Genomic DNA, 26,385 nt, shown 5'->3' with positions numbered 1-26,385 from the left:
CCATGCGCGAACGACCCGACCTTCTCATCACCGGCACTCACCTGATCTCCATGGATCCCGCCGTCGGTGACGTGGCGAACGCCGACGTCCTGGTCCGTGACGGGCGGATCGCGGAGATCGTTCCGCACCCCGGCGCGCACGACGTCACGGACGCAGAGGTGATCGACGGAACGGGCACGATCATGCTGCCCGGCTTCGTCGACACCCACTGGCACCTGTGGAACTCGCTGCTGCGCGGCACCGTCGGCGACCGTCCCGGCAGCGGCTACTTCACCGTCAAGCGTGCCCTCGCACCCCACTTCGAGCTCGGCGACTTCTACTGGGCGGCCCGGTTCGGGCTGGCCGAGGCGGCCAGTGGCGGCATCACCACGGTGCACAACTTCGACCACAACGTGCGCACCCCCCAGGACGCCGACGCCAACATCCAGGCGCACCTGGACTCCGGGCTGCGCGGGCGCTTCTCGTACGGACCGCCGGACTCGGCGTCGCCCGACGCCACCAACGACCTCGACGACCTGCGCAAGCTGCGGGCCCGCTGGCCCGACCACCAGCTCGACGGCAGGGTGGACTTCGGCGTCGCGCTGCGCGGGCCGTACCGGACGCCGCCCGAGGTCTACGAGCGCGAGTGGGCCGAGGCCCGCGCGCTCGGGCTGCCCATCACCATGCACTGCGACCGGTGCCTGCGTGAGGAGGGCTGCCGCGCCTGCGGTCTCGCCCGGCTGGAGGAGCTGGGGCTGCTGGGCGAGGACGTGCAGGTCGTCCATGCCGTGCACGCCGACGGGCGCGACATCGAGGCGCTGGCCCGCACGGGCACCCGGGTGTCGCTGAGCCCGATGACCGAGCTGCGCACCATGGGCATCCCGCTGGTCACCGAGTTGCTGGAGGCAGGCGTGCCGGTGTCGCTCTCGCTCGACACGCTCGCCATGCCGACCAGCGCCGACATCCTCGGCCACCTGCGCATGATCGTCTCCGTGGAGGCGGCGCGCACGGGCTCGGCCGCGATCACCCCGCGCCGGCTGCTCCAGCTCGCCACCATCGACGGGGCCAGAGATCTCGGCCTGCACGACACCGCCGGCTCCGTCACTCCCGGCAAGCGCGCCGACCTCGTGATCCTTCGATCGTCCGACATCAACCTGGTCCCCTCGGGCGACCCTGTCGAGGCGCTCGTCTACACCGGCCAGATCGACAACATCGACACCGTCATCGCCGACGGCCGCGTACTGAAGCGTCGGGGCGCGCTCGTCCTGGACGACGGCGAGCCGGACCCCGTCGCGGTGGCCGCGGCCCGCCGGGACGCCCTGCTCGCCAGGGCCGCCGCGGCAGGCGACTGGCCCCCTTCATCGACCACGCCGTCAACCACCGCAGGCGAAAGGAGTCTGCAATGACCGCCCCCCACCCCACGGCCACGCGGGGCGCACTCGCGCCCAAGGTCGCCGTCGCCATGTTCGGCCTGCTGCTGCTGGCCTACACCGTCAACGCCATGGACCGGATGGTCTTCCCCATCCTGCTCGTCGAGGTCCGCGCCGAGTACGGCTTCAGCCTGGAGGCGGCGGGGCTGCAGGCCACCGTGTTCGCCATCGGCATGGGCCTGGCCGGTCTGCCCGCCGGATACCTCCAGCGCAAACTCGGACGCAAGCGCACGATCGTCGTCGGCACGCTGGTGTTCTCGGTCGCGACCGCGCTCACCACGGTCTCCATCGGGTTCTTCGACATGCTGGTCTGGCGCGTGCTGTCCGGCGTCGGCGAGGCACTCCAGCTCGCGATGATCATCGCGGTCGCGTCGAGCGCCTTCCCCGCCCGTCGCGGGGTCGCGATCGGCAGCGTCAACATGGCCTTCGCCGCCGGCTCGATCATCGGCCCCTCGCTCGGCAGCGTGCTGCTGGAGGGGTACGGTACGTGGCGGGCCCCGATGATCGCGTACGCCCTCATCGGCGTCGCGCTGACCCTGGCCATCGTGTTCCTCGTCTCGCCGCGGCTGACCGAGATCGACCCCGCGGAGAACGCGACCAGGCACGTCGGCGGCGCCCGCAGCATCCTGTCGCGCAACCCGCTCGTGCTGGCCGTCATCACGGCGCTGTTCGGGCTGGCCGACTTCGCCTTCATCGGCATGTACGCCAGCTACCTCCGCGACCAGCTCCACTACAGCCCCGGCGGCGCCGGGTTCGTCATCGGCCTGTCCGGCCTGGCGGCCTTCGCCTCCCCGGCCGGCGGCCACCTCGCCGACCGGTTCAGCCCGAGGGTGGTGTTGACGGTGCTCAACCTCGGCGTGGCCGCCAGCGGCCTCGCCCTCTTCCTCGGCTCCGCGTCCACCCCCTGGCAGGCGACCTTCTCGTTCCTGTTCGGGCTGTTCGCCAGCGCCGGCATGTACGTCGCCGCCGCCAGCTACCTCGTCAAGTCCGCCGGCCCCGAGATCGTCAGCCGGGCCGCCGGGCTCTTCGTCACCTGCATCTACGTCGCGGCCGGCGTCGCGGGCCTGCTCTTCAGCACCCTGGTCGAGGCCACCGGCTGGGTCGGCGCGGGCATGGTGCAGATCGTCGGCTTCTCCGTGCTGGGCGCGGCGCTGGCGCTCGTGCTGCGCCCCGACCTGTTCAGCAGGACCCTTCCATCCGAGGTGCACTGATGCTCTGGCAACCCACCCAGGTCGCCCTGCCCGTGAACGGCACGGCCGACCGGTTCCCCGTACGCCGCGTCTACTGCGTCGGCCGCAACTATCTCGACCACATCAGGGAGATGAAGGAGGGCGACGAGCGCGACGACCCCTTCTTCTTCCAGAAGCCTGCCGACGCGGTCGTCCCCGACGGCGCCGAGGTGCCCTACCCGCCGCAGACCGGGGACCTGCACTACGAGGGCGAACTGGTCGTCGCCATCGGCGCCGAGGGCGCGGGCGTCGACGTGCGGGACGCGTACGGGCTGGTCTTCGGCCATGCGGCCGGCATCGACCTGACGCGGCGCGACCGGCAGCGGGAATGCCGCGAGCGGGCCCACCCGTGGGAGGCCGGCAAGTCCTTCGACCACTCGGCGCCCTGCGGCCCGATCCTGCCCGGCTCCGACCCGCTGGACGGAGAGCTGACGCTCACCGTCAACGGCGAGCGGCGCCAGCACACCGGGCTGGAGCTGATGATCTGGAACGTGCCCGAGATCATCAGTCACCTCTCGCGCTCGTACCGGCTGATGCCGGGCGACCTGATCTACACCGGCACCCCGGCGGGCGTCGGACCCGTGCTGCCCGGCGACCGCGTGCGCGTCGAGGTCACAGACCTGCCCTCCCTGACCGTCACCATCGTCGAAGGAGAGACCCATGCGACCCAGCGAACGGCTTGAGTACGACCCCATCGAGGGCCGCCCCGCGCTCCGACTGCCCGCCGGCGAGCGCATGGCGGTCTGGGTCATCGTCAACGTGGAGACCTGGTCCGACACCGACCCGATGCCGAGGACGGTGCTCACGCCGCCGGCCGGCGGCATCCCCGCCCCCGACGTGCCCAACTGGGCCTGGCACGAGTACGGCAACCGCGTCGGCGTGTGGCGCATGATCGAGGCCATGGACCGCCAGGAGGTGACCGGCACGCTGGCCATCAACGGCCAGGCCGTCACCCACTACGCGCAGATCTCGAAGGCCGCACTGGACCGCGGGTGGGAGTTCGTCGGCCACGGCTTCACCCAGAAGAACATGCAGAAGGTGGAGGACGAGCGGGCCGACATCCAGGCCACCACCAAGGCGATCGAGACGGCGACGGGCCGCCGCCCGCGCGGCTGGCTCGGCCCCGGGCTGACCGAGACCTGGGAGACGCCCGACATCCTGGTCGAGGAGGGCTACGAGTACGTCTGCGACTGGGTGCTGGACGACCAGCCCGTGGAGCTGGCCACCCGGACGTCGCCCATCGTCAACATCCCCTACACGCAGGAGTGCAACGACGTCGCGATGATGCTGATCCAGCACCATCCGGCCCGGGAGTACTTCCAGCGCGCCGTCGACCAGTTCGACCAGCTCTACAAGGACTCCGCGGACTCGGCCCGGGTGATGGCGCTGGTGGTGCACCCGTACATCATGGGCGTCCCGCACCGGCTGCGGTATTTCGAGCAGGCGTTGCAGCACATCCGGGCGCACAAGGACGTCGCGTTCATGACCGGCGAGCAGATTCTCGACTGGTACCGGGACGTACGCCCTTCGTGACGCCGCCCGGGATCCTGCCGGCCACGGACCTGCCCGTGACCCAACGGGCAGGCTCCCGGCCGCGCCGGGCGGGCCGCCGCGTCTCGTTCCTGCTGCGGTTGACGAACGGGCGCGTGAGGTAGCCGGTGAAGGCAGGGGTCGCGCGGTCGGCGAGGGCGGCCCGCGTGCTCAAAACTTCAGTGAAGTCCGTACCTGACCGTCAGGAGGGGAACCCCACCGAATGGGTGTCCATGAACTCGCGGATGCCCTCGATGCCCATCTCCCGGCCCATGCCGCTGTGGTTGAACCCGCCGAACGGCGCCCGCTCGTCCAGGTGCCCGGCCCCGTGCGCGTTGACGAACGTGTAGCCCGTACGCATCCGCGCCGCCACGGCCGCGGCCCGGCCGGGGTCCTCCGTCCACACGGAGGAGCACAGCCCCGACCAGGTGTCGTTCGCGCGGGCCACGGCGTCGTCCACGTCGTCGAACGGCAGGATCGGCAGCGTCGGGCCGAACTGCTCCTCCGTCACCACCCGCGTGTCATCGGCGGGGTCGAGCACCAGCGACGGCCGCAGGAAGTTTCCCGTGGACAGGTCGGCCCCCTCGGCGGGGGCGCCGAACTCCCGCACCTCCGCCCCCGACGAGCGGGCCTGGCCGAGCAGTTCCCGAACGTACGTGAGCTGCCGCCGGCTGTGCAGGGGACCCATGGTCACCCGCTCGTCGAGACCGTGACCCAGCCGGGTGGCCGCGAGCATCCCGGACAGCCCCTCCACCACCTCGTCGTAGCGCGACCGGTGCACGTAAAGGCGCTTGATCGCCATGCAGATCTGCCCGGTCGAGTCGAACGTGCCCGAGAACAGGCGGTGCATCGCGTCAGGGCCGAGCTCGGCGTCGTCCAACACGATCGCCGGGTCGTTGCCGCCCAGCTCCAGTGCCACCCGGGTCAGCGACTCGGCGGCCATGGACATGATGCGCTTGCCGCCCGCCGGGCTGCCTGTGAAGCACACCTTCTTGACCCGGTCGTCCTGGATCAGCGCCCCGCCGATCTGCGCGTCCGCGCCCGTGACGATGTTGAGCACACCCGGCGGCAGCGCGCGCGCCACCACCTCCGCGGTGCGCACGGTCGCGAGCGGGGTCGTGGGCGGCGGCTTCACCACGACGGTGTTGCCGGCGATCAGCGCCTGCGGCAGCGAGGCGGCCAGGATCGCCAGCGGCCAGTTGAACGGAACGATGATCGTCACCACGCCCAGGGGCATGTGGGAGATCTCCGTCCGGTACGGCGGCGCCGGCAGGGTGGTCACCTGCCCGACCTCGCCGGCCAGTCCGGCGGCAAGCCGGAAACGGTGCTCGAAGACGACCGAGTCGATGTGGGACTCCAGCCGGATCTTGCCGTTCTCACGGGTGAGGATCTCGGCCGTGGCCGCCCGTTCGGCCTCCAGCGGAGCCAGCGCGGCGATCAGCGCCGCCGCACGATTCTCCGGGGTGCGGGCGGACCAGGCGGGGAACGCCCGGTGGGCGGCGGCGACCGCCGACGTGGCCTGCTTGGCGTCGGCGGCCGCGGCGTAGCCGACGACGGACGTGCCGTCGGCCGGGTCGATCACCTGCAGCGAGTCGCCCGCGCCGTGGCGCTCGCCGTCGATGAAGAGGTCGGTGCGGATCTCGGGTAGCTGGTCCAGCGGCGTCATCGACTGTCACCTCAGCGTCGTCCCAGGACCCGTGTCACCGGACCCGTCCTGTTTGGCGTCATGCTACAGCGGGTTCGCCGGGGTCTCTCGTGGTCATCCGACCCGTTCCGTCCGGGGCGATCCGGCAGGGCCGACCGAGACAGAAGACGTAGACGGCTACCGGCCGGAACACCCGAACCGTGATCTATCCAACGGGCCCAATCACGGAGTGTGTGCCTGATCCAGTTTCCACCCGTCGTCGACATCACCAAGCCCCATCCCGCCGGACCAGCCGGCGGGATGGGGCATCGTCGAGTGATTCGCTGCTTCTCCGCCACAACCGCCACGCAAGTGGTACTGGCTCGTCCAGTGGCTTGAAGAGCCGGGGAGGGCGAACCCCGGCCGATTGCGTGGATCGGACGGGGTCTCGTCTGTTTCAGTCCGGCTATCTCTTGAACGGCCCGACTCGGATGGGGAGGGCTTCCAGGCCGCGGAACACGGGCGTGATCCCCCCGGCCCACCAGCGCAGATCCTCCGGTGGGCAGGCGAGGGTCATTTCGGGTAGGGCGCGCAGCAGTGTGCCGATGGCGATCTGGCCCTCCAGGCGGGCGAGCGGCGCTCCGAGGCAGAAGTGGATGCCGTGGCCGAAGGCGAGGTGGGAATGGTTGGTGCGGGTGACGTCGAGGCGGTCGGGACCCGGCAGGTACGCCGGGTCCCGGTTCGCGGCCGAGAGGACCACGGCCACCACGCTGCCGGCCGGGATGGTCACGCCGGCGATTTCGATGTCCTCGGTGGCGAATCTCGGGGTGGCGTGTTCGAAGGGGCCGTCATAGCGGAGCAGTTCCTCGATTGCGCCGGGGAGCAGGTCGGGGCGGGCGCGCAGGAGCTTCAGCTGGTCGGGGTGGCGAAGCAGCGCGAGCATGGCGTTGCCGATGAGGTTGACGGTGGTGTGGTGCCCAGCGGTGAGGAGGATGCGGATCGTGCCGAGAAGCTCGTCCTCCGAGAGCCGGTCGTACTCGTCTCGGGCCACGATGAGGGCGCTGACCAGATCGGGCAGGTTTTCGAGATCGCTCGTGTGGTCGATCTCGTCCCGCTTGCGTGCGACCAGCTTGGTGAGGTATTCGGTCATCTCCGTCTGGGCTGTGCGCAGGCTGGCCAGGCCCTCGGGGGTGGACGGTGGGATGAGGGCGCGGGTCCACGTGCGGAAGTCGTCGCGGTCCTCGGCAGGGATGCCGAGCAGCTCGCAGATGACGATGATGGGGAGCGGGAAGGCGAGGTCCTCGATCAGGTCGAAGCGCGTGAGTCCGGCCAGGTTGGCGATCAGTTCGTCGGTGATCTGCTGGATGCGGGGCCTGAGCCGCTCGACGCGCTTGGGGGTGAAGGCCTTCATCGTGAGCCTGCGCAGCCGGGTGTGATCGGGCGGGTCACTGGAGAGCATGTTGAGGCCCACAGGTGTCGGGCTGTCCGCTGCTCCGACGCCGAAGTTGTGCAGCCAGGCTGGGGCGTGGGAAGGGTGTTTGGCCAACCGTGGGTCGTTGAGTGCGGCACGGGCTTCGGTGTAGCGGCTGATCAGCCAGAACTCGCTGCCCATGGGACCGGTCGCCTGGTGGACGGGTGCCTGGCCACGTAGCCGCGCATACGTCGGGTACGGCTCGGCGCGGAAGCTTTCATGCCAGATGTTGGTCATCGTGGGTTCTCTCATCCTTGGGTACGAAATTGTCGATGGGAGCCTGGCAGTGCCGTGAGGTCACGTTCATGTCCCGGTCATGTAGCGCTGCATGGCGGACCCAAGCAGGCAGAGATCATCTCCACGCCGTCGGGCAGCCCTGCCGCCAGCGCGCTGCCGGGCGTGCTCCTCCATCGCCGCGCGAGGATCGGACAAGTCGCGGGGGAGCGGCGGCGACCCCCCTGCCGCCGAAGATCAGCACGGGACCGCCCCCGAGGGCCTCGTGATAGATGCGCACGCCGTCTGTCTGGAGATATCCCACGCGGACGTTGCCGGGCATCATGCGGGTGCTCATTTCTCGTACCAGTGCGTGAAGGCGTCCTCGGCGTGCCAAGTACCGTCTGGCTCCTGCCGTACGGTGAATGTGCCGCGTCCGCGCAGCCCGGCCAGCTCGCCGGTGCCGGATCCGGGCACCACGGTCCAGTAGCCTCGGGCCGATCCCGGCCGGTCGCCGTAGCCGTAGCAGGTCAGCACGAACGTTCCCGACCGGCCATCGACCGAGCCGACGACGCGCTCGACGCCGGCGACGATCTGCGAGCCGTCAGGCTGGACGACCCGGACATGGTCGGCGTGCCCGAGGCCGTCGATGCCGCCGCTGAACTTCTCGGTCATCAGCGTTGCGAAGACCGCCGGGCCTCCCACGACCTGCGGGCCGATGTCCAGCCTGTCCATGGTGAGCACCTGCACGGAGCTGGTGTGTGTCACCGCCTCCGCCGGCGGGTGCTCTTCGGCGTACGTGGTGGGCCCTTCGGTCAGCCCGCCCCAGGCGAAGGTCATGTCGTCCGTCCTTTCCGCCGATTCCTCGGCGCTATAAAACTGTACTGTTCAGTTTGATAACGAGGCGTGAACAAGGGAAACTCGCCCGCCGGGGCGATCAGGTGATGGTGAGTGCCCGCAGGAACAGGTCCACGATCTGCTCGATCCGTTCGCGGTCCGGGGCGGCCGCCGGCCCGTTGGCCGCTACGATGCCGTCCGGCAGGAAGTAGGTCAGCACACCGCCCACGTACAGCCTGGTGGCCGCGTCCAGGTCTGCGACCTCGATCAGTTCGTAGTCGCGGGCCCGCTCCAGGAGTTCCGTCACCAGCGGGCGGACGCTGGTGGTGATCGTCTGCGCCCACAGCCGCCCGATCTCCGGCACCCTGGGTGAATCGGCGATGATGACCCGCGCCAGCGCCAGGTAGTCGCTGCCGGAGACGGCTTCCAGCACCTCGTACGCCAGGTCCGTCAGGGTCTGGCGCAACTCGGGCAGCGTGCTCGCCGGCCGGTCACTGTCCAGCACCGCGTGGTCGCGGTTCAGTTTCGACAGCAGGGAGTCGAGCACGTCCACCATGAGCTGCTCTTTGCTGCGGTAGTAGACGTACAGCGTCTGCTTGGACACCCCCGCCGCCTTGGCGATGGCGTCCGTGGTGGCGCCGGCGAATCCTTCGGCCAGGAAGACCCGCGTGGCGCCCTGCTGGATCTGTGCCCGCTTGGCGTTGCTGCGTGCCGAGTCCTGACTCGCCATCATCTCGCCTCCCCGCGACAAACCATACTGTTCAGTTTGATTCGTGGTCAAGCAAGAAGACGATTCCCGTGCCCGGCGGCCGCACTGGGTGTGGATCTCGGCCAAGCGTGTCGGTGACGCCCCCTGTCCCGGGTTCGACATAATTGCGCGGCATGGAGGCCCGAATCTAGGTCCTGACCTGTGCTGACATGGGTGTGGTCGCCTGGAGGGCGTTTCTCTAGGCGGAGGTGTTCGCGCTGTTCAGGCGGGGTGCGGGCTGGAGGTCGACGACCTGCTTGGGCGCGGGGATCGCAAGCTTGGCGAGCAGGTCTCGTTGGGGCTTGGTGAGGGCGGTGACTGGGCGCGGATGCGTTCTTCGAGCCGGTGATGGACCGGCCGCAGGTCGATGATCTGTTTCATGTCGCGCCAGCCTCGTTCCACCTCCAGCAGTTGCTTGTAGCCCAGGGTGATGTCCTCGGCGCTCAGGTGCGGGTCGCTGCAGCGCAGCAGGTACTTGCCGTCCAGGTTCTCCTCGACCTTGACCTTCACGGCGTCGATGCGGAGCTTGCCCGCCGGCGTGGTGCGCAGGTACCGGTTCAGACCGGGCTTGCCGGCGATCTTCCCTCGGAGCTCGCCGCGCTTGAACTCGCGAGCGTTTCGTGAATTTACGGACTTAGTCCGTGCCAACTCGGAGTGTTTCGGACAGGCGGGAGGGGTGACTTGGCTCGGGAAGGACCGCTGCTGAACAGGGATAACAGGTAGGAGCAGATGGGCGACACAGCGGCTGGCGTCGTCCTGAGGTCGACTAAGGCTCGCTGTCTGCGCGGTCTATGGCCGCAGATCCCGGCGGCCAGCCGGAAACGCCGGGGTCTCTCGTGGTCATCCGACCCGTTCCGTCCGGGGCATTCCGGCAGGGCCGACCGAGACAGACGACGTAGACGGCTACCGCCCGTTGAGGGTGTCGAGGAAACGTCGCTCGAAGGCGGCGGTGCCGGCGGTGACGCCGTAGGCGAGCAGGCGCCCCCTGGGCGACAGGATCGTACGGCCGGCGGACGGGCCGTCCAGCACCACGTCCACGCGCCCCCTGGTGAACTCGACGTGCCCGGGACGTACGGCGCTCATGGCGGCCAGCGGGTCCCACCAGTAGAGCAGGCCGTCGGCGATCAGCGGCTGGACCTCGGGGTGGGTGACGATCTCCAGCACGGTGTCGGCGGCGGGAGTGCGGTGGTCCGCGCCGAGCCGGTCGAGGAACGCGGCGGTGATGGGCACCTCGTTGGCGGCGTCCAGCGACACCATGCGCACCTCGCCCCTGCCGCGGGTGAGCGCCGCCCGCGCGCCGGCGGGGTCGAGCCAGTAGTTGAACTCCTGCGTGCCGTCGAACTCCGGCGGGGTGCCGCAGCACAGGTTCCCCGGCACCTTCACGGCTCCGCCCATCGAGGTCAGCCGGGAGGCGGAGGAGGGCAGGGCGGCGGCGACGTTGCTGAGCGGGCCGGTGGCGATGATCTGCGTGGACGGGTCGGCGCGCAGCACCTTCGCGATCAGCTGGGGGGCGCGCACCCGCGAGGGCGTCTCGTCACCGGAGCATCCCGGGGTCGCCGATTCGAGCACCCTGTCGAACAACTGGCGAAGGTCGGCGGGGAACGCGTTGGGCCCGGTCTCCGACCCGTCGGCGATCATGACGTCGCGCAGGCCGAGCCGTTCGGCCAGGCACCGCGCGTGCCGGATCGCCCGGCCGGGTAAGCCGGCGCCGTTGCCGGTCACGGTGATGGCGCGCAGGTCGATGCGGCGGGCCCGGTGCTCCTGGGCGAGGTAGGCGAGAGTGGCCGCGTCGTCGAAGTCCATGTCGGTGTCGAAGATGAACGCGGGCGGCCGGGCGTGCGCCGGCGGCGGGACGGTCAGTGCGGGAACGAGGGCCAGGACGAGGGTGAGCAGGATTCTTCTCATACGTTGTCCTCGGGTTCGAGGCGATGGTCAGAGATCCAGTTAATCCCGGTCCCGGCCGTGTGACGAGAGCTCGGATCGGACGGGCCCGCCGGGCAGGTCGCCGAGCAGCCGCCGGGCGGCCTGGGCGCCGAGGCTGGTGTCGATGTGCCGGCGCATGACGGCGGCCGCGCCCTCGGCCTCACCCGCGATCACGAGCTCGACCAGCGCCTCGTGCTCGGCGGCCTTGCGGTCGCGGGCGTCCTGGCCGCGTCCGGCCTCCAGCGCGAGCCGGCGGTAGCGGTCGGCTTTGTCCCACAGGCTGTCGAGCGTCTGGATGAGCAGATCGTTGTGCGAGGCCGCGTAGAGGGCCCTGTGGAACCGGCGGTGGGCGACGAGGTGCGCGTAGGCGGGGTCGGCAGGCAGCGGCTCCAACCCCTGAGCGGCGGCGCGCATCGCGGTGATGTCGGCTTTCGTACGGCGCTCCGCGGCCAGCGCGACCGCGAGGGGATCGAGGGAACGCCGCAGCTCCAGCAGGTCGCGGGCCTCCTCCGCGGCGAGCGGGGCGACGCGGGCGTCGCGGTGGGCGTCCAGCTCGACGAGCCCTTCGCTCTTGAGACGGCGCAGGGCCTCGCGCAGCGGAGTGGTGCTGATGCCGATGTCGCGGGCCAGACGCGCCTGCGCGATGACGGAGGCGGGCGGCAGCTCGCCGGAGAGGATGAGCTCCTTGACCCGCAGGTAGGCGAGGTCGGCCTTGGTGGAGTGGGGCTCGGTCACGGGTGCGGTCATCGTCGTCCTGTCTCGTCGATCCCGGTTATAACCTACATCAGCCGGTTGTGCCGCACTCACGTACGGGAGACGACAGCTTGACGTCATAGGTTATAACGAAGCAGAGTGTGCGCCGTCGGCCGAGGAGGAAGCACATGACCACCTTCCAGGCGGGAGACCGCCGCGCGGCAGGACGGGCCGCGGTGACCTCCACCCTGACGGTGGGAGCCCGCCGCTACCGCGTCCACCCCGTCGACGCCCCCGCGCGCCTGCCCTACAGCCTGCGCATCCTCCTGGAGAACCTGCTGCGCCACGACGCCCCCGCCGAGCAGGTGCGGGCCGTGGCCGGATGGCGGCCCCGCGCCGAGCGGACCGCGGCCGTGGATCTGCACCCCTCGCGCGTGTTCCTGCACGACACCAACGGCGTGCCCGCGCTCGCGGACCTGGCCGCCATGCGCGACGCCATGGCGAGCCTCGGCGGCGACCCCGCCCGCGTCAACCCCGCCGTCCCCGCCGAACTCGTCGTCGACCACTCCATCATCGCCGACGCCTTCGGCGGCCCCGGAGCCCTGGCCCGCAACACCCGGCTCGAGTACGAGCGCAACGCCGAGCGCTACCGGTTCCTGCGCTGGGGCCAGGCGTCGCTGCGCGGCTTCACCGTGGTGCCGCCGGGCAAGGGCATCATGCACCAGATCAACGTCGAGCACCTGGCCCGCGTGGTGATGCGCCAGGACGGCGCGGCCTTCCCCGACCTGTGCCTCGGCACCGACTCGCACACCACCATGGTCAACGGCCTCGGCACGCTGGGCTGGGGCGTCGGCGGCATCGAGGCGGAGGCGGCGATGCTCGGCCAGCCGGTGTCCATGCTCGTCCCCGACGTGGTGGGGGTGCGACTGCACGGCGTGCTCCCGCCCGCCGCCACCGCCACCGACCTCGTGCTCACGCTGACGGAGCTGCTGCGCGAGCACGGTGTGGTCGGCAAGATCGTCGAGTTCCACGGCCCCGGCGTCACGGCGCTGCCGGTGACCGACCGGGTGACGATCTCCAACATGAGCCCCGAGTTCGGCTCCACCGCCGCGCTGTTCCCCATCGACGCCGAGACCGTGCGCTACCTGCGTTTCACCGGCCGCGCCGCCGAGCACGCCGACCTCGTCGAGGCGTACGCACGGGCGCAGGGGCTCTGGCACGACCCCCGGTCGGCGCCCGCCTACACCGCCGGCCTCGACCTCGACCTGTCCACGGTGACGCCGTCCATCGCCGGGCCGCGCCGACCGCAGGACCGCATCCCGCTCGACGCCGTGAGAACCGCCTTCCGCGCACAGCACAGGAGCGGTGCGGGAGCGGCCGGCGGGCGGCGGATCGGGCACGGAGCCGTCGCGATCGCCGCGATCACCTCCTGCACCAACACCTCGAACCCCTTCGTCATGGTCGCCGCCGGGCTACTGGCCAGGAACGCCGTCCAGCGCGGCCTGCGCGCCGCACCATGGGTGAAGACCACCCTGTCGCCAGGATCGCGCGTCGTCATGGACTACTACGCGGCGGCCGGCCTGACCCCCTACCTGGAGCAGTTGGGCTTCCACCTGACCGGCTACGGCTGCATGACCTGCATCGGAGCCTCGGGCCCGCTCACGGAGGAGATGTCGAGGGCGGTGGCCGAGCACGACCTCGACGTGGCCGCCGTCCTGTCGGGCAACCGCAACTTCGAAGGCCGCATCCAGCCCGAGGTGCGCTCCAGCTACCTGGCCTCGCCGCCGCTCGTCGTCGCGTACGCCATCGCCGGCACGATCGACCTCGACCTCACCACCGAACCCCTCGGCACCGACCCGGACGGCCGGCCGGTGCACCTGCACGACCTCTGGCCCGGCCCCTCCGAGGTGCGCGACGTCATGCGGGAGGCGATCCGGCCGTCGATGTTCGCCCGCGCGTACGCCGGCGTGCTCGACGGCGACGAACGCTGGCGGCGGCTGGACGCCCCGAGCTCGGCCACCTTCCCCTGGGACCCGGCCTCCACCTACGTGCGCCGCGCCCCCTACCTGGACGGCATGCCCCTCGACCCTCCTCCCGTCACCGACATCGAGGGCGCCCGCGTGCTCGTCATGCTCGGCGACTCCATCACCACCGACCACATCTCACCGGCCGGGGCCATACCGCCGTCCAGCCCCGCCGGCCGCTACCTCACCGGGCTCGGCGTGCCGCCCGACCGGCTCAACACCTACGCCTCCCGGCGCGGCGACCACGACGTGATGACGCGGGGTGCCTTCGCCAACGTACGGCTGCGCAACGCCCTCGTCCCCGGCGTCGAAGGCGGGTTCACCGCCGACCTCCTCGACGGCGGCAGGATCGCCACCGTGCACGCCGCCGCCCGCGCGTACCAGGCGGCGTCGGTCCCGGCCGTGGTGCTGGCCGGAGAGGGCTACGGTGCGGGCTCCTCGCGCGACTGGGCCGCCAAGGGGCCCGCGCTGCTGGGCGTGAGAGCCGTCATCGCCAAGTCGTACGAGCGCATCCACCGCTCCAACCTGGTCGGCATGGGCGTGCTCCCGCTGCAGTTCCTGCCCGGCGAGGGTGCCGGGGAGCTGGGCCTGACCGGCAGGGAGGCCTTCACGGTCCACGGCCTCGCCCCGATCGGCGCGGGCCGGGTGCCGCCCACGGTGACCGTCACGGCCGGCGACGTCACCTTCCGGGCGCGGGTCCGCCTCGACACCCCACGCGAGGCCTACTACCACCGGCACGGCGGCATCCTCCCGTACGTCCTGCGCGACCTCCTGGCCCGGCCCGCCGGGGTCGCGCTCAGCCGGGGGTGAGGCGTAGGACGGCGCGGTCGCCGGTGAGGTGGGTGAGGTCGAGTCGCATGTCGTTGATGTGGCCGGTCTCGCCGGGGGCGAGCACCAGTTCGCCCTCGTCGCGGCAGCGGTCGTTGACGCAGTTGCTGCTGATGCTGCCCGCCATCCCCTGGACGCTCAGCTTCCCCGCGGATCCCTTGAGCGTGATCCGGGCTCCGTCCGGGCCGAGGGTGCCGATGGCCAGCCGCCGGATCCCCAACCGTCTGCCGACGGTGAACGAGTCGCCGGCCCGGATCTCGATCTCGCAGTCGGCGTCCTCGCACGACGACAGGTCGCGCCCGTCGGCCGCCAGGGACCCGGTGGGCGTTTCGTCAGGGGTGGACGCGCCGGGCGCGCCGCCCGCCGCCGGTGCGGTGGGTGTGGTGGCGCAGCCGGTGAGCACGAGCAGCAGGCAGGCGGCGGCGGGCCGGGCGAGGATCGGCATGGGGCTCCTTGTCGGACGGTGTGCCAACATGAAGAAGATAACCCTCTGTCACCATTCGAATCCATCCGGTCGTGATCGTAGAGTCACGTAGGCGGGCCGCGCTCCCCGCACCGCCGGAGCGCGGGGCGCGTCAGGCTCCCGCCCGTGAAGTTGATCAACCGACGGCGGCGTGGGCTGGCGACTGGTTAGGCTGCGTCACAGCGCGGCGAGAGATCAGGCGGCGAGGAAGCAGGCGCCAAGGGATCAGGCGGCGAGGGATCAGGCGGCGAGGTGACGGTGGTTGGTGAGGCGGCGCGGCTGCTGGAGGGCTTCGGCCGCCGGTACGCGGCCGCGGTGCGCCTGGCCACGGTCGCCCCGATCGTCGCGATCGCCCTGTTCCGCGCCTCGCCCGAGAACTTCGCGGGCACCGCGGTGGCGGGCGGTGCGGCAGCGGTGTGGACGTGCGGCTACGCCTGGTGGCTGCGCGCGGGCCGCGGGCACGCGCCGGTCGCCCTGGACGTGGTCGTCCTGGTGGGCCTGTACACGAGCATCTTCCTGACCGACGCCGTCGAGGACCGCAACACCGGCTGGCTGCGGCTGCTGATCACGTTCGCCTGCGTGACGTGCCAGTGGCACACCCCGCCACTGGCGGGAGGTCTCGCCGCGCTGGCGATGGGCGGCGGGGCGGTCGGCCTGGTCACCATGGCGGGAGCGGCGGAGGTGGACAGCAGCCTGATCACGGGGACGGTGTGGGCGATGCCGGCGGCGGGGTTGTCCAGAGCGGCCTGGGTGCTCGTGCACCGCGCCGCCCGGCGCGCGGACCGGGCGGCGGCCGAGGCCGTACGCGCGCGCGCCGAGTCGCAGGTGGCCGAGGCGGTCCGGGCCGAGGAACGCGAGCTCGGCAACTCGTTGCACGACACGGCCGCCACGACGCTGCTGATGGTCGGCATCGGGCAGGTGCGCTCGGACGCGCAGTGGCTGGCCCCGCAGGCGAGTCGCGACCTCGACCGGCTGCGTTCCGACAGCGGGCGCACGCCCGAGCATGCCGACCTCGTCGAGTTGTTACGCGCCGACCTCGACTCCGTGCAGCTGACCGTGGAGTTCGAGGCTCCGGACGCGCTGCGGCTGCCGTTCGAGGTCGCCAGGGCGATCGCCGACGCGGCCAGGGAGTCCCTCACCAACGTACGCCGCCACGCGGGAACGACCCGGGCGGCCGTCCTGCTGAGCGGGGACGCCCGGTCGCTGCGGCTCGACGTCGCCGACCAGGGCAAGGGGTTCTCGCCCGGCACCGTGGCCGGCACCCGTCGGGGCCTGCGCGAGTCCGTACGCGGCAGGATGAGCCGCATCGGCGGCACGGCCACGATCACCTCGGCCGAGGGCGCGGGCACCCTCGTCAGGCTCGAATGGCGCGCCGATGAGTGAGGCGGCCGAGGAGATGACCCGGGCGCAGTTGCGGCACGGCCTGCGGCTCGCGACGCTGCTCATCGTCCTGGGGACGGTGTGCGGGCAGGGGCTGCCCAACGTCCTGCGCCACCTCGGCTCGTACCCGGTGCCGCTCGCGCAACTGGCCGCTTACGCGGTGCTCGCGTCCGTGCTCGCCGGCGAGGCCGTTCTGCTCCTCCGGCGGCGGACGTGGGGACGGCTGCTGCGCCGGATCGCCGTCGCCGCCGTGCTCGCCGCGTCGGTCCTCTCGTACGTGACCCTGCCCGAGGGGCGCACCTCGACCAGCGTCGACTGGATCTTCGGCGCCGCCAACTGGGTGGGCCTGGTCGTGCTGCTCGACCGTCCGCTGCGGGCCGCCGTGGCGTTCCTGGTCGCCCACGACCTGACCGCCCTGGCGCACCTGGTCACCATCGACCCCAACCGGGGGGATCTGGCCAGGTTCGCGACCGGCTCGGTGACCGTGATCGGCCTTCCCCTGTGCGTGGCCGTGGTGGCGGCCGTGTTCAACTCGCTCAGCGCGGCGGCCGCGGCCGCCCGCGCGGAGATCGAGCGGGTACGTATCTCCGAGGCGGTCGCGGAGGAGTCCCACCGGCGCAGGCGGCAGCGGCTGGCCGAGCTGTCGGCGACCACGATCCCGCTGCTGGAAGGGCTCGCCGACGGCTCGCTCCGCCCGGAGGACCCGGCGATCCAGCGGCGCTGCGCGATCGAGGCGGGCCGGATGCGCAGGTTGTTCGCCGAGACCGACACCGTGGCCAACCCGCTGCTGCACGAGCTGCGCCACTGCGCCGACGTCGCGGACCGCAAGGGCGTCGTGGTGGAGCTGGACGCTCGCGGGCAGTGGCCGACGCCGCCCGTGGCGGTCCGGCGTGACCTCACCGAGCCGGTGCTGAGGGTGCTGGCCACCGCCGCCTCCCGGGCCCGCATCGCGGTCGTCGGCGGCGCGGACCTGGTGTCGGTGAGCGTCGTCGCGGACAGCGGCGAGGTGGACGTGCCGGAACCGGTGATGCGCGGGGTGCACGTCGAGACGGTGACCAACGACGACACGGTATGGATGGAGGTCCGATGGCAGCCGACCCCCCAGCAGACCCCCCAGCAGACCACGCAGCCGGCCGCACTGCAGGCGAGCTGATCACCGCGGTGATCGTCGACGACCACGCGGCGATCGCCGCGGGCGTGCGCGCCTGGTGTTCCGAGGCCGTGCCACCCATCGCGCTCGTCGACGCCGGCGACCGGCTCGCCGACGTGTGGACCGGTCCCGGCGCCGACGCCGACGTGGTCATCTTCGACCTGGAGCTGGTGCCGCGCCGCCCGGACTTCGGCGAGCTGCGCCGACTGGTCGACAACGGCCGCCGCGTGATCGTCTACTCCCAGCACACCGACGACGCCACCGCGATCAAGTGCGTCGACCTCGGCGCGCTCGCCTACCTGACCAAGCGCGAGGGCCCCGACCACCTGGTGCCCGCCATCCGCTCGGCCGCGCGGGGCGAGCCCTACACCGCGCCGTCGTTGTCCGGGGCCCTCATCGCCGACGACGCTCCCGGCCGGCCGCGCCTGTCCCAGCGCGAGACCGAGGTGCTGCGGGCGTGGTTCGTGGCCTCGTCCAAGGAGCTCGTCGCCGCGAAGCTCAACATCACCGTCAAGACCGTCGACACCTACATCGCCCGCGTACGGGTGAAGTACGCCAACGTCGGACGGGCCGCCCGCACCAAGAGCGAGCTCGTCGGCCGCGCCCTCGACGACGGGCTCATCACGCTCGCCGAGCTCAACGACACGACGACCGCTTTGTAGGGCGTTCACCGGACACCGGTCCCGCCCGTGCCTTCCTAGACTGGCCAGCGGTCGCGGCCATGCCGAGCGGCACCCTCCGCGATGGGGCGACGGGTGCCCGCACCACTCGCGTACGAAGGCCACAGGGAAGGTTCCTGTTTTGCCGTTGAAGCTCTGGACGGGCGCGTTGGCAACGGCCCGCGAACCGCGTGGGAACCCGTAGGGGAGTGATCGGTCAGTGCCGGTCGGCGGGCTGGGCCTGTTCGTGTCCGAGTTGGTCGTGCGTGAGGCCGCGGTCCTCGGGAGACGGTTGAGGAGTTCGCCGGGCAGGGCGGCCGGATTCGGGTACGGGACCGCCGTCCTGCTCTTCCCGGCGCAGGTCTTCTTCTCCACCCGTGGCGCCACAGAGGGCTCGCGACGGTCATCCACTGTGACAGGGAAGCGCAAATGGGACTGGAGATCAGGTTTCTCGGGCCATTCGACGTCATGGCGAACGGGGAGCCGGTGAAGCTGGCCGGACTGCGGCGTGCGGGGGTGCTGGCCCGGCTGGCTCTGAGCGCCGGCCGGGTGGTCCCCGCGGACCACCTCCTCGCCGACGTGTGGGGCCACAGCACGGTGAGGACGGCGGGAAAGCAACTGCACATCGTGGTGTCCAAGCTGCGCGGGCTCCTCCAGCCGTACCAGGGCGGCGAGATCATCGCGACGGTCGCCGGCGGCTACCAGCTCGACCTTCCCCGCGAGAGCGTGGACGCCCACCTGTTCACGTGCCTGACGCGCCGGGCGCGGGCCGCGCGGGACGAGGGGGAGATCGCGACGGCGGACGGGCTCTTCCGGCGGGCCCTGGCGTTGTGGCGGGGCAACGCGCTGGAGGGCATGCCCGGCGCGTGGGCGCAGGCCACGTGCGCCCGTCTGGAGGAGGAGCGCCTGACAGCGCTCGAGGACCACATCGACCTGCGGCTGGAGTCCGGGGACCATCACGCGGTGGTGCCGGTGCTCACCGCGCACGCCGAGGCTTACCCGCTGCGGGAGCGGCCGCGCGCCCAGCTGATGCTGGCGATGTACCGGGCGTCGCGGCCGTGCGAAGCCCTCGAGGTGTACCAGGAGACGCGCCGCGTCATGGTCGGCGAACTGGGCGTCGAGCCGGGCGCGGTGCTGCAGCGCATCCAGCAGGCGGTGCTCAGGCGCGACCCCGCGCTCGACCTCTCATCCCCGGCGCAGCGCGCCACGCTCACCAGTGCCGCCGTCCCGCACGAGCTTCCCGCCGACACCCGCGCGTTCACCGGCCGCACCGCGGAGATCGCCTGGCTGCGCCGGGCGCTCACCGGCGCGGTGCCGGGGCGGCCGGCCGTCGCGGCCGTCCACGGCGCCGGAGGGGTCGGCAAGTCCGCGCTGGCCGTGCACGCCGCGCACGGTGTCGCGGGCGGGTTCGCCGACGGCGTCCTCTACCTCGACCTGCGCGCCGCCACCGCCGGGCGCACGCCGCTGACGCCGTACGAGGCTCTGAGCCGGCTGCTGCGCTCCCTCGGGGTGGACGGCGCCGCCGTACCGTCCTCGCTGGAGGAGGCAGCGGCCCGCTACCGAGCGCTGACCTTGACGCGCAACCTGCTCGTCGTCCTCGACGACGCGCTCGACGCCGGCCAGGTCGGACCGCTCGTCCCCGCGGGACCGAAGTGCGCGGCCGTCATCACCAGCAGGCAGGTCATGGCCTCGTTCGACACCACGAGCCGGCTGGACCTGACGAGGCTCGCCGACGCCGAGGCCACCGGGCTGCTCGCCCGGACCGTGGACCCCTCGAGGATCGCCGCCGAGCCGGCCGCGGCGCAGCGGATCGTCCGGCTCTGCAACGGGCTGCCCCTCGCGCTGCGCATCTCGGCGGCGCGGCTGGCCGGCAGGCCGGACCGGCGGTTGTCCGCCCTGGCCGCGCAGCTGGCCGACGACACCCGCCGGCTCGACGTGCTCGAACACGCCGACCTGTCGATCCGCGACAACATCGCGGCCGGCCTGCAGCAGCTGCGGGCAGCGCCCGACGCCGTCCACGCCTTTCGCCTGCTGGGGCTCATGGGCACCGGCACCCACACGGCCGCCGCCACGTCCGCTGTCACCGGCTGGCCCGAACCGCGCGCGGAGGCCGCGCTCGACCGGCTCCTCGACGCCCGCCTGCTCGAACGCGGCGGGTCCCGCCGTTACCGGATGCCCGAGCTGATCCGCCTCTACGCCCGCGAACAGGCCGCGCGCCACGTGCCCGAGCCGGTCCGCGTCACCGCCGCCCGGCAGGCGTTCCACCACCACCTGGCCAGGGAGCACGATCCGTTCGTGCACCACCGCGGCCCGGCCGACCGTGGCGCCGCCCTTTCGCGTCCTCTCGCCGTCCACTGACTCACCGGGGGTCCCAGACCCGGCGTGTCCGTGCGCGCCCGTGATCCGCACGGACATAATGGGCGGGGTTCGCTGTGTTGTGTGGGGGAGGCGCCTTCCTTCACGCGTGACCGTGAGGAGCATGGGGTGCAAGAGGTCCTGTCCGCGATCTCCGACTTCGTCTGGGGACCGTTCCTGCTGATCCCCCTGCTCCTGCTGACAGGCCTCTACCTCACGATCGTGCTGCGCGGCCTGCAGTTCCACAAACTCTTCTACGCCCTGTGGCTCGCGCTCATCCGGCGCAAGGAGGTCTCGGGCGTGGGCGACATCACCCACTACCAGGCCCTGTCGACGGCCCTGGCGGCCACCGTGGGCGTCGGCAACATCGCGGGCGTCGCCACGGCCATCCACCTCGGCGGCCCCGGTGCGGTGTTCTGGATGTGGGTGACCGGACTGGTCGGCATGGCGACGAAATACTCCGAGGCGTTCCTCGGCGTGCGCTTCCGCCGTACCGACGCCAAGGGCGAGCAGAGCGGCGGCCCGATGTTCTACCTGACCTACGGAGTCGGCGGGAGGTTCGGCGCGATCCTGGGCGTGTTGTTCGCCGTCTTCGGCGCGATCGCGGCGTTCGGCATCGGCAACATGGTGCAGTCCAACAGCGTGGCGGACGCGATCAACTCGCAGTGGGGTGTTCCCATGTGGCTGACCGGCGTCATCATCACGGTGCTCGCCGCGATAGTCATCCTGGGCGGCATCAAGAGCATCGGCGCGGTCACCAGCGCCTTCGTCCCCGTGATGATCGTCTTCTACATCATCGGCGCCATGTGGATCATCATCGCCAACGTCGGCAACCTGCCGGGGGCGCTGGCCCTGATCTTCACCGACGCCTTCACCGGCACCGCGGCCACCGGCGGGTTCGCCGGCGCGGGCATCCTGCTGGCCATCCGCTACGGTGTGGCCCGGGGCATCTTCTCCAACGAGTCGGGCCTCGGCACCGGCGGCATCGCCGCGGCGGCGGCCAAGACGAACGAGCCGGTGCGTCAGGCGCTCGTGTCGATGACCCAGACGTTCATCGACACGCTGGTCGTGGTCAGCATGACCGGCCTGGCCATCGTCGTCACCGGCGCCTGGACCAGCGGCGAGGACGGCGCCCCGCTGACCACCATGGCCTTCAGCCACGGTCTGCCCGGCCAGTGGGGCGGCATCGTCGTGACGATCGGCCTGGTCTTCTTCGCGTTCTCGACGCTGCTCGGCTGGGCCTACTACGGCGAGCGCTGCATGGACCGGCTCTTCGGCAGGGTGGCGGTGGTGCCGTACCGGTTGTTGTTCATCGCGCTGATCTTCGTCGGCACGGTGCTGGAGCTGCAGACCGTGTGGACGTTCTCCGACATCATGAACGGGCTCATGGCACTGCCCAACCTCATCGGCCTCCTCATCCTCTCCGGGCTCGTCGTCCGCGAGACCCGCGCCTACTTCGACCGCCCCGACTGGGAGAAGGTGCCCGAGGTCGATCCGCGGTGACGGAGTGCGCGTCTCCGTGGCGCCTGTCAGGATGCGCGCATGACCGATCTCGAACTGAAATCTGATTTGCGCCTCTACCTGCAGCGTGCGCGTGAGGCCCTGGTGTGGAAGCTCGACGGCCTGTCCGACTATGACGTACGCCGCCCATTGACGCCCACCGGCACCAACCTGCTGGGTGTGGTCAAGCACGTCGCCGGCACGGAGGCGGGTTATCTCGGCGACGTCTTCGACCGTCCGTTCCCCGAGCCGCTGCCGTGGATGACGGAGGACGCCGAGCCCAACGCCGACATGTGGGCCACCGCCGCCGAGTCGCGCGAGAACATCGTGGGTCTCTACCACCGGGTGTGGGCCCACTCCGACGCGACCATCGACGCGCTGGCGCTCGACGCGGTCGGCGCGGTGCCGTGGTGGGGGGAGAAGGGCCGCCGGGTGACGCTGCACCGGATCATCACCCACATGATCGTCGAGACCAACCGGCATGCCGGGCACGCCGACATCGTCCGTGAGCTGATCGACGGGGCCGCCGGGTTGCAGCGGGGCAACGACAACCTGCCGCAGGGGGATCCGGCGTGGTGGGAGGCCTACCGGGCCAGGCTGGAGCAGGTGGCGCGCGAGGCCGGGCCGGCGATCGGCTAGGTGAGGCGATCGGCCAGTCCGATCGCCGGCAGTATCGCCTGGTCGACGATGTCGGCCAGGTCCGCGTCGGTGGGAGGCGCCCCGTCGAGCAACCGTTTGACGACGAGCGCCTCGCCGATGTCGGCCACCACCGGGGTGATGCGCGAGGCGGGGAAGTGGCCGCGCTCGGCGTAGTGCCGCAGCACCGTGCTGGTGAACGTGCCGCCCCGCTTGGCGAAGACCTGCTCGACCAACTCGTCGGAGACCTGCTCGATGCCCTTCGGGTCGGTGAGGATGGCGGCTACGGCCCGGCCGGCCGGGCTGAGCGTCCACTTGACCATGAGCTGGAGTGAGCGGATGAGGTCGCCGCGCAGGTCGTCGGCTCCGGGGGTCGGCTCCTCGACCGGGTGCGCGTGATAGAGGGCGTCGAGGAGCACCGCGATCGGATCCGGCCAGCGGCGGTAGAGCGTCGTGCGGGCGGTCGCCGCGCGCCTGCCGATGCCCTCCATGGTCAGCCGGCCGACCCCGACCTCCAGCACTTCTTCCAGCACCGCGGCGTGAATGGCGTTGATCAGCTCTTCGCCGCGCCGCCGTGTCCTGCGGTCGTTCTGGCTCATCGCCTTCCCTCTTTTGGCTACGTTGCTGTATCTTATCGCTCAGATAAGCTACAGTCTTGTATCTAAAGGTGAGGGGTCATCCATGTCCGTCTCCGCTCCGGCGCCCGTCCAGGGCGCCGTCCCGATCGCAGGGCGATCCCTCGCCCCTGACCTCGCACGGGGACTCATGCTGCTGCTCATCGCGGTGGCACACGCGCACATGTACCTGGCGGGCCACCCCACGGGTTTCCGTGGCTACGCCCTCGACGGAGGAGCCCTCGACCGGATCGTGGCCGGCGTGCAGATCCTCCTCGTCGACGGCCGCGCGCTGCCGATGTTCGCCGCCCTGTTCGGCTACGGCCTGGTCCAGCTGGCGGACCGGCGGCTGAGCGCCGGGACGAGCTGGCCCGAGGTGCGGCGCGTGCTCCGCCGCCGGAGCCTGTGGCTGCTGGCGTTCGGGTTCTGCCACGCGCTCCTGCTGTTCTTCGGCGACATCCTCGGCGCGTACGGGCTGGTCGGGCTGGTGCTCGTCGGCTTCCTCCGGCGCAGCGACCGTGCCCTGCTCTGGGGCGCGGGCGTAGCGGCCGTCCTGCACGTCGTCGTGCTGGCCCTGTTCGGGCTGCTCACCGTGACGGCCGAGAAGGGCGACACGCCCGCGGCCATGGCCGACCCGCTCATGGCGGCGGCGACGCGGATCATCGGCTGGGCCGGGATGACCCCCACCTACTTCGCCGTGAGCGTCGTACCGGCCTTCCTGCTCGGGATCTGGGCGGCCCGCCGCCGGCTGCTGGAGGAGCCCGAGCAGCACCGGGCGCTGCTGTCCCGGGTCGGCGCCGTCGGCGTGCTGATCGCCGTCGCCGGCGCCCTGCCGCTGACGCTGGCCGACACGCAACTCTGGAACGCCTCCGACCCGGCCGCCATCTCCGTGTACGCGCTGCACAGCGTCACAGGCATCGCCGGCGGCCTCGCGTACGCCGCACTGGTCGGGCTCTTCGCCGCCGGCGGCGGGCGGCGTGCTCCCGGCGGCGTCACCAGGGCGCTCGCCGCCTGCGGCCAGTGGTCGCTCACGTGCTACCTGCTCCAGTCGGTGGTCTTCGTCACGCTCTTCACGCCGTACCTGGGCGGGCTCGCCACCCGCGCCGGCGACGCGGCCGCCTCCGGCATCGCCGTGCTGACCTGGGCCTCGACCGTGGTCCTCGCCGCCGTGCTGTCGCGTACGGGGCGGCGGGGTCCTGCGGAGACGGCGTTGCGGAGGCTGACCTACCGCCGCGCCCGCTGAGCGGCCGCCGTTATAGTGGACACGTGCAATATCTGTTCTTCCTCTGAGGATGACGACGCCGGCCGCCGTAGCCGACCCGGTTCTGCCCTGATCGACGGGCCCGGGCGCGGCCGGATAACTCCGTCGTCAGCTCTCGTCTCTCACCGGGCGTGCGTCTGCGCGCGAGCCCGGTCCTTGGAGGAAGCGTGTCCACCGCCATGTCCCTACCGGCTCGTGCGCGGGCCCATCTCAGCGCCACCGACGTGCGTATCGCCCGCGGTGGCAGGCCGGTCCTGACCGGCGTCAACCTCACCGTCTCCCCCGGAGACCGCCTGGGCGTGGTCGGCGAGAACGGCCGCGGCAAGACCACACTGCTGCACGTGCTCGCCGGCACCCTGACCCCCGACTCGGGCTCGGTCACCCGGGTCGGCACCGTCGGCGTCGCCGACCAGGAACTGCCCGCCGCCGACGACCGCACGGTCGGCGACCTGATCGACGTCGAGCTCGCGCAGGTGCGGGCCGTGCTGCGCGCGTTCGACGCGGCGACGCGCGCACTCGGGCAACAACGTCCGGGTGCCGAGCAGGACTACGCCGACGCGCTCGCCGACGCGGAGTCCCTCGGCGCGTGGGACGCCGACCGCCGCGTCGACGTCTCGCTCGCCGCGCTCGGCGCCGTCACCGACCGCGACCGCCCCCTGGCGGGCCTGTCCGTCGGGCAGCGCTACCGGATCCGGCTCGCCGGCCTGCTGGGCGCCGGGCACGACCTGCTGCTGCTTGACGAGCCGACCAACCACCTCGACGCGAGCGGCCTCGACCATCTGACCGCACGGCTGCGGGCGCACCCGGGCGGGGTCGTGCTGGTCAGCCACGACCGCGCGCTGCTCGCCGACGTCGTCACCACCGTGCTCGACCTCGACCCCACCAGCGACGGGCTGCCCCGTACGTACGGCGGCGGCTACGACGGCTACCGCGAGGGCCACCGCGCCGAACGGGAACGCTGGGAACTCGCCTACCGCGACCAGGAGAACGAGCGCCAGCGGCTCGCACAGGACCTGTCGGCCGCCCAGAACCGCCTGGTCACCGGATGGCGGCCCGACAAGGGCACCGGCAAGCACACCCGAGCCACCCGCGCGCCCGCGCTGGTGCGGGCCGTGCACCGGCGGCGGGAGGCACTGGAGTCGCACGTGCTCGACGTACCCAAGCCGCCGCTGCGCTTCCAGCCGCCACGGCTGGAGGCGACGCCGGGCGTCACGCTGCTGCGGGCCGACGACGTCACGGTGGCCGGCCGGCTCGACACGCCCCGATCGGTGCACCTGCGCGCCGGTGAGCGCCTCGTGGTGACCGGGCCCAACGGCTCGGGCAAGTCCACCCTGCTCGCCGTGCTCGCCGAGCGGCTGAAGCCCGACTCGGGGACCGTGCAGCGCAGAAGGGGCGCCCGGATCGGACTGCTCGCCCAGGAGTCGCCGCCGCCGTCACGGCGCCGGGCCTTCGAGGTGTATGAGGCCGCGCTCGGCCGGCTCGTCAGCTCCGGCGTGCTGCGCGAGGGCGACCAGGTCGGGCTCACGCAGCTCGGGCTGTTGCCCTCCGAGGCCGCGCACCGGCCGGTGCACGAACTGTCGGTCGGCCAGCAACGCCGACTCGACCTGGCGATCCTGCTGGCCGGGCGGCCCCAGGTCGTCCTGCTCGACGAGCCGACCAACCACCTGTCCATGGCGCTGGTCGACGAGCTGACGGAGGCGCTGTCCTCGACGGCCGCGGCGGTGGTGCTGGCCACCCACGACCGTCGGCTGCTCCGCGACACCGCCACCTGGCCGCGGCTGCGGATCTGACGCGACTCGCGCCGGTCAGGGCCACAACCCGCAGACCGCGGTCGTCGG

At 71.7% G+C, this 26,385-nt stretch carries 21 protein-coding genes and 1 pseudogene; 13 read left to right on the top strand and 9 right to left on the bottom strand.

Translation table 11 applies throughout. The features are described 5' to 3' along the window. Positions 1-2 precede the first annotated feature (2 nt). The 4 genes from GUY59_RS05580 to GUY59_RS05565 are packed head-to-tail and all read left to right on the top strand — an operon-like array spanning position 3 to position 4,171. On the top strand, positions 3-1,385 hold the full coding sequence (locus GUY59_RS05580) for an amidohydrolase family protein (RefSeq protein WP_138199134.1): 1,383 nt from the start codon (positions 3-5) through the stop codon (positions 1,383-1,385). Beyond that, positions 1,382-2,620 (top strand): MFS transporter, encoded by a 1,239-nt coding sequence (locus GUY59_RS05575; protein WP_138199133.1) that lies wholly within the window; start codon positions 1,382-1,384, stop codon positions 2,618-2,620. The genes GUY59_RS05580 and GUY59_RS05575 overlap by 4 nt, the downstream gene beginning before the upstream one ends. After that, complete coding sequence (locus GUY59_RS05570; RefSeq protein ID WP_138199132.1) at positions 2,620-3,321, top strand: fumarylacetoacetate hydrolase family protein; 702 nt, start codon at positions 2,620-2,622, stop codon at positions 3,319-3,321. Before GUY59_RS05575 ends, GUY59_RS05570 begins: the two co-directional genes overlap by 1 nt. Continuing rightward, positions 3,299-4,171, top strand: a complete 873-nt coding sequence (locus GUY59_RS05565; RefSeq protein WP_138199131.1) for a polysaccharide deacetylase family protein — start codon at positions 3,299-3,301, stop codon at positions 4,169-4,171. The genes GUY59_RS05570 and GUY59_RS05565 overlap by 23 nt, the downstream gene beginning before the upstream one ends. 199 nt (positions 4,172-4,370) lie before the next feature. Here GUY59_RS05565 and GUY59_RS05560 read toward each other — a convergent pair whose 3' ends face one another. The 7 genes and pseudogenes from GUY59_RS05560 to GUY59_RS05530 all read right to left on the bottom strand — a co-directional run bounded on the left by GUY59_RS05560 (position 4,371) and on the right by GUY59_RS05530 (position 11,731). Next, the gene (locus GUY59_RS05560) at positions 4,371-5,834 is read right to left on the bottom strand and encodes an aldehyde dehydrogenase family protein (RefSeq protein ID WP_138199130.1); all 1,464 of its coding nucleotides are present in this window, start codon (positions 5,832-5,834) and stop codon (positions 4,371-4,373) included. Positions 5,835-6,258: 424 nt separating this feature from the next. Further along, entirely contained in the window at positions 6,259-7,515 is a 1,257-nt protein-coding gene (locus tag GUY59_RS05555; protein WP_138199129.1) for a cytochrome P450 family protein, read from the bottom strand. Between the two features lie 315 nt (positions 7,516-7,830). Next, positions 7,831-8,316 carry a DUF3224 domain-containing protein gene (locus GUY59_RS05550; RefSeq protein WP_201760533.1) on the bottom strand — a complete coding sequence of 162 codons (486 nt, stop codon included), beginning with the start codon at positions 8,314-8,316 and terminating at the stop codon, positions 7,831-7,833. Between the two features lie 97 nt (positions 8,317-8,413). Beyond that, positions 8,414-9,046, bottom strand: a complete 633-nt coding sequence (locus GUY59_RS05545) for a TetR/AcrR family transcriptional regulator (protein ID WP_161714418.1) — start codon at positions 9,044-9,046, stop codon at positions 8,414-8,416. Between the two features lie 214 nt (positions 9,047-9,260). Then, a pseudogene (locus GUY59_RS05540) lies at positions 9,261-9,664 on the bottom strand (IS1634 family transposase); the annotation flags it as partial. 300 nt (positions 9,665-9,964) lie between these two features. Next, positions 9,965-10,966 (bottom strand): nucleoside hydrolase, encoded by a 1,002-nt coding sequence (locus tag GUY59_RS05535; RefSeq protein ID WP_138199127.1) that lies wholly within the window; start codon positions 10,964-10,966, stop codon positions 9,965-9,967. 39 nt (positions 10,967-11,005) lie between these two features. Further along, positions 11,006-11,731, bottom strand: a complete 726-nt coding sequence (locus GUY59_RS05530; RefSeq protein ID WP_138199126.1) for a GntR family transcriptional regulator — start codon at positions 11,729-11,731, stop codon at positions 11,006-11,008. 134 nt (positions 11,732-11,865) lie between these two features. On the opposite strand from GUY59_RS05530, the gene acnA reads away from it, so the two are divergent. Beyond that, positions 11,866-14,511 carry an aconitate hydratase AcnA gene (acnA, locus tag GUY59_RS05525; RefSeq protein WP_138199125.1) on the top strand — a complete coding sequence of 882 codons (2,646 nt, stop codon included), beginning with the start codon at positions 11,866-11,868 and terminating at the stop codon, positions 14,509-14,511. Here the strand turns inward: acnA and GUY59_RS05520 are convergent. Next, positions 14,498-14,974: a hypothetical protein gene (locus GUY59_RS05520; RefSeq protein ID WP_138199124.1), complete on the bottom strand. Its 477-nt coding sequence runs from the start codon at positions 14,972-14,974 to the stop codon at positions 14,498-14,500. The two genes, acnA and GUY59_RS05520, sit on opposite strands and share 14 nt — an antisense overlap. Before the next feature lie 270 nt (positions 14,975-15,244). Between GUY59_RS05520 and GUY59_RS05515 the strand changes: the two genes are divergently transcribed. The 6 genes from GUY59_RS05515 (at position 15,245) to GUY59_RS05490 (ending at position 22,675) form a co-directional block, all read left to right on the top strand. Then, positions 15,245-16,375, top strand: coding sequence for a sensor histidine kinase (locus GUY59_RS05515; protein ID WP_138199123.1), 1,131 nt, complete (start codon positions 15,245-15,247; stop codon positions 16,373-16,375). Continuing rightward, entirely contained in the window at positions 16,368-17,525 is a 1,158-nt protein-coding gene (locus GUY59_RS05510; RefSeq protein ID WP_138199122.1) for a hypothetical protein, read from the top strand. Before GUY59_RS05515 ends, GUY59_RS05510 begins: the two co-directional genes overlap by 8 nt. Beyond that, positions 17,459-18,184, top strand: a complete 726-nt coding sequence (locus tag GUY59_RS05505; RefSeq protein ID WP_138199121.1) for a response regulator — start codon at positions 17,459-17,461, stop codon at positions 18,182-18,184. The genes GUY59_RS05510 and GUY59_RS05505 overlap by 67 nt, the downstream gene beginning before the upstream one ends. A gap of 426 nt (positions 18,185-18,610) precedes the next feature. Then, positions 18,611-20,539 carry an AfsR/SARP family transcriptional regulator gene (locus tag GUY59_RS49815; RefSeq protein ID WP_138199120.1) on the top strand — a complete coding sequence of 643 codons (1,929 nt, stop codon included), beginning with the start codon at positions 18,611-18,613 and terminating at the stop codon, positions 20,537-20,539. A 126-nt stretch (positions 20,540-20,665) separates the two neighbouring features. After that, complete coding sequence (locus GUY59_RS05495; protein ID WP_138199119.1) at positions 20,666-22,039, top strand: alanine/glycine:cation symporter family protein; 1,374 nt, start codon at positions 20,666-20,668, stop codon at positions 22,037-22,039. Between the two features lie 39 nt (positions 22,040-22,078). Further along, positions 22,079-22,675, top strand: a complete 597-nt coding sequence (locus tag GUY59_RS05490; protein ID WP_138199118.1) for a DinB family protein — start codon at positions 22,079-22,081, stop codon at positions 22,673-22,675. Here the strand turns inward: GUY59_RS05490 and GUY59_RS05485 are convergent. Next, the gene (locus GUY59_RS05485; protein WP_138199117.1) at positions 22,672-23,271 is read right to left on the bottom strand and encodes a TetR-like C-terminal domain-containing protein; all 600 of its coding nucleotides are present in this window, start codon (positions 23,269-23,271) and stop codon (positions 22,672-22,674) included. The genes GUY59_RS05490 and GUY59_RS05485 overlap by 4 nt on opposite strands. An 82-nt stretch (positions 23,272-23,353) precedes the next feature. Here GUY59_RS05485 and GUY59_RS05480 point away from each other — a divergent pair, with 82 nt between their 5' ends. Both GUY59_RS05480 and GUY59_RS05475 read left to right on the top strand, forming a co-directional pair. Further along, positions 23,354-24,529: a DUF418 domain-containing protein gene (locus GUY59_RS05480; RefSeq protein WP_138199116.1), complete on the top strand. Its 1,176-nt coding sequence runs from the start codon at positions 23,354-23,356 to the stop codon at positions 24,527-24,529. Positions 24,530-24,726: 197 nt separating this feature from the next. After that, complete coding sequence (locus GUY59_RS05475) at positions 24,727-26,337, top strand: ABC-F family ATP-binding cassette domain-containing protein (protein ID WP_138199144.1); 1,611 nt, start codon at positions 24,727-24,729, stop codon at positions 26,335-26,337. The last annotated feature ends 48 nt before the right edge of the window (positions 26,338-26,385 follow it).

Source organism: Nonomuraea sp. K271 (assembly GCF_009908215.1).
Classification (GTDB): domain Bacteria; phylum Actinomycetota; class Actinomycetes; order Streptosporangiales; family Streptosporangiaceae; genus Nonomuraea; species Nonomuraea longispora.
Note: the sequence above shows the minus strand (reverse complement) of the source record. Positions and strands in the feature narration are given on the sequence as shown.

Bases quoted from the DNA above. Each gene is read 5' to 3' on its own strand.
- GUY59_RS05580 (WP_138199134.1), top strand. From the start codon at position 3: ATGCGCGAACGACCCGACCTTCTCATCACCGGCACTCACCTGATCTCC.
- GUY59_RS05575 (WP_138199133.1), top strand. From the start codon at position 1,382: ATGACCGCCCCCCACCCCACGGCCACGCGGGGCGCACTCGCGCCCAAG.
- GUY59_RS05570 (WP_138199132.1), top strand. From the start codon at position 2,620: ATGCTCTGGCAACCCACCCAGGTCGCCCTGCCCGTGAACGGCACGGCC.
- GUY59_RS05565 (WP_138199131.1), top strand. From the start codon at position 3,299: ATGCGACCCAGCGAACGGCTTGAGTACGACCCCATCGAGGGCCGCCCC.
- GUY59_RS05560 (WP_138199130.1), bottom strand. From the start codon at position 5,834: ATGACGCCGCTGGACCAGCTACCCGAGATCCGCACCGACCTCTTCATC.
- GUY59_RS05555 (WP_138199129.1), bottom strand. From the start codon at position 7,515: ATGAGAGAACCCACGATGACCAACATCTGGCATGAAAGCTTCCGCGCC.
- GUY59_RS05550 (WP_201760533.1), bottom strand. From the start codon at position 8,316: ATGACCTTCGCCTGGGGCGGGCTGACCGAAGGGCCCACCACGTACGCC.
- GUY59_RS05545 (WP_161714418.1), bottom strand. From the start codon at position 9,046: ATGATGGCGAGTCAGGACTCGGCACGCAGCAACGCCAAGCGGGCACAG.
- GUY59_RS05535 (WP_138199127.1), bottom strand. From the start codon at position 10,966: ATGAGAAGAATCCTGCTCACCCTCGTCCTGGCCCTCGTTCCCGCACTG.
- GUY59_RS05530 (WP_138199126.1), bottom strand. From the start codon at position 11,731: ATGACCGCACCCGTGACCGAGCCCCACTCCACCAAGGCCGACCTCGCC.
- acnA (WP_138199125.1), top strand. From the start codon at position 11,866: ATGACCACCTTCCAGGCGGGAGACCGCCGCGCGGCAGGACGGGCCGCG.
- GUY59_RS05520 (WP_138199124.1), bottom strand. From the start codon at position 14,974: ATGCCGATCCTCGCCCGGCCCGCCGCCGCCTGCCTGCTGCTCGTGCTC.
- GUY59_RS05510 (WP_138199122.1), top strand. From the start codon at position 16,368: ATGAGTGAGGCGGCCGAGGAGATGACCCGGGCGCAGTTGCGGCACGGC.
- GUY59_RS05505 (WP_138199121.1), top strand. From the start codon at position 17,459: ATGGCAGCCGACCCCCCAGCAGACCCCCCAGCAGACCACGCAGCCGGC.
- GUY59_RS49815 (WP_138199120.1), top strand. From the start codon at position 18,611: ATGGGACTGGAGATCAGGTTTCTCGGGCCATTCGACGTCATGGCGAAC.
- GUY59_RS05490 (WP_138199118.1), top strand. From the start codon at position 22,079: ATGACCGATCTCGAACTGAAATCTGATTTGCGCCTCTACCTGCAGCGT.
- GUY59_RS05485 (WP_138199117.1), bottom strand. From the start codon at position 23,271: ATGAGCCAGAACGACCGCAGGACACGGCGGCGCGGCGAAGAGCTGATC.
- GUY59_RS05480 (WP_138199116.1), top strand. From the start codon at position 23,354: ATGTCCGTCTCCGCTCCGGCGCCCGTCCAGGGCGCCGTCCCGATCGCA.
- GUY59_RS05475 (WP_138199144.1), top strand. From the start codon at position 24,727: ATGTCCCTACCGGCTCGTGCGCGGGCCCATCTCAGCGCCACCGACGTG.